Annotated in this window: 2 protein-coding genes; one reads left to right on the forward strand and one right to left on the reverse strand. The window is 56.5% G+C overall.

The genetic code is table 11. The features are described 5' to 3' along the window. Positions 1 to 160: 160 nt before the first annotated feature. Entirely contained in the window at positions 161 to 700 is a 540-nt protein-coding gene (locus tag CV1CTNOD_RS12145; RefSeq protein ID WP_165485462.1) for an ISAs1 family transposase, read from the reverse strand. Between the two features lie 106 nt (positions 701 to 806). On the opposite strand from CV1CTNOD_RS12145, the gene CV1CTNOD_RS12150 reads away from it, so the two are divergent. Further along, a complete protein-coding gene (locus CV1CTNOD_RS12150; protein WP_207386380.1) occupies positions 807 to 1940 on the forward strand; it encodes a trypsin-like serine protease in 1134 nt (377 codons plus the stop codon). The last annotated feature ends 392 nt before the right edge of the window (positions 1941 to 2332 follow it).

Raw genomic sequence — 2332 nt, forward strand, 5'->3', positions numbered from 1 at the left:
CCCACCCGACACCGTCACCCACCAGCGGGTGACAGCACAGGTGGGCGCCAGCCTGCCCACGTCCCCGTCGATTTTCGGATCAGGGTGCTGCGTACGAGTTAGGATTTATGTAAGAACCTGGAATTGATTAACTAGATCTTCCCAGGCGCATCTATGCAGGTCAGGGGCTCGGAAGAATTCCATTTATTTGATTCCGGGTACTAAGCCCTTGCAATTCTGCCGATGTTGGAGTCGACTTATGCAGTCGATCCGATGACTGAGCTAGAAAGGAAGAACTCATCGTGATGCATCTGGACTGCCTGGGCCGCGTGCAGGAAGGCGAGGCCGGCGCGGAGCTCGGCGGCCCCACGACGCGGGTCTCGTCCCTGTCGTGCCGCGGTCGCGGGTGGTCGCGGCGGTGGGGACCTGGGCCCCAGGGCAGGCCCGCGACCTGGGCGTGTAGCTGGGGCTGGTTGGACTTCACCACGAGGAAGTAGTGGGCGCCCTGGGAGACCAGCCAGGACGCGGTCTCCCACTGGGTGTGGAGGGCGTCGGCGGTGATCACCGCGTCGTTCAGGTTCACCTTCGCCAGCAGGGTGCGCAGCACGGGGATCTCGTTGGTCTTCGCGTCGACGGCGAGCTGGCAGACCACGACCGCGCGGTCGTGGTCGAACGCGGCGAGCAGGTGCCGGCCCGGTGTGTCGGTGTCGACCTCAGCCAAATCATATTGACTGGAGAGAGGTGTAGCGATAATGCAAGTCCCTTTGTTTGGGCGGGTGTCCCGCGGTCGTGTTCTCCTGCTTGTTGTCACCATGGCCTTGGCACTGGTGGCAAGCCAAGAGCAGCCGAGCAAGGCTGCGCCGAGCCAGGGGGAGGCAGAGAAATTTTCTTCTCAAGCTCGTCTTTACGAAAACGGGGATAGACAGGGTAGCGCAACGTTTGTGGACCGCAACTGGGCGCTCGCGCCGGTGCATCTTATTCAGCATCCAGAAACTCTGTCAGGGTATTTCTTGAGGTTCGGCATCACGCAAGTCGGGCAGGGGGTCACACAGACCCGGAGGATCGACCGGATCGAGGTCCATCCAACAGCCGACCTGGCTTTGCTGCATTTCTCCGAGCCCCTTGGGCCAGACATCTGGATTCCTGACCTTGCCACCGCACGGCCGACGCCTGGAGCTACGGCAGATATATATGGATGGGAGGATGGGAGGAGGCTGAACCATATGGCGTCGACGATCCTCAGCGTGAGTTCTCCCAAGAACACCGAATATATGCGCCACCACGACAAAGAGGGCTTCTTTGACGCCTCTTTTCCGGAGGGTATTGACCCGATAGTAGTCTTCGCAAAGGTAGACGAAGCTGGCTCGCGTAGAATCTTCCCCACGCTGTTTACCAAGCCCGGCGACTCGGGTGGTGGCTTGTTCAACGAGACAGGAAAGTTGATAGGAATTAACTGGGGTGGGGCACCATATCATTACTTGAACAGTTGGGGCGAGCTGGACCTAAGTCAGATCGTGACTACCGGTTATGAGCAGCCGGTGTACGAGTATGCAGCCTGGATCAAACGAATTATCCGCGGCGAGGGTTCGTCGGGATCAAAACAAACACACGATGAGCTGCGCCGCAGGCGCCTGCTTGATTCGTCACCGGATAATCACATCTACCTCAGCTTCCACGGTCATCCGTCCTTCAGCTTTACCTTCCGCCCGCACTACGTGTCCGAGAGTAAAGATGGGCAGGGAGTACGCACGGGGACGTGTATCGGGGGCTGTAAGAAGGATTTCTCCTGGGATCCCGACGAGGTCGATTATGCTTATATTCATATCCACGCTTCCTCGGGGGAATTCCTGGGCAATTACTACACGCAACGTTTCGATGGCCATGATAACTGTATTCTTGTCAAAGCGGGTGGTACCATAACGGAGACCGGTGACGAAACCCAGGGCTGTCACCGGGGTTGAGCGTTCTCGAGTGGTGAGATAACGCAGGCAGTCCGGGGTAGCCAATGTTGACAAGAGCTCGGAATTAAATTACTAGATCAATTTATGATTCCCCGACTCCTGGTGCACGAATTATAGGGATGTAGTTCCACGTGTTCCTCTTGACAAGAGCCTGGAATTAATTAAATAGGTCTCTCTGGACGCATCTGCGCAGGTCGTAGGGTTGCAAGAATTCGAGTTATTTGTTTCCGGGCTCTAAGGAAAAGTTCTAGTGTCTCGTGATTCTGGACAATTTACGTTACTCTAAGTCATCTACGCTGGTCGCGGGCTTGATCAGAACCTTCGATCGAGTAAGTGAAGCAGAATCACGAGACACTAGTGTCGATTGTTGCTGAATAGTGTTGTTGACGTGG

Origin of the sequence: Protofrankia symbiont of Coriaria ruscifolia (assembly GCF_900634745.1) — a bacterium.
GTDB classification, from domain to species: domain Bacteria; phylum Actinomycetota; class Actinomycetes; order Frankiales; family Frankiaceae; genus Protofrankia; species Protofrankia californiensis.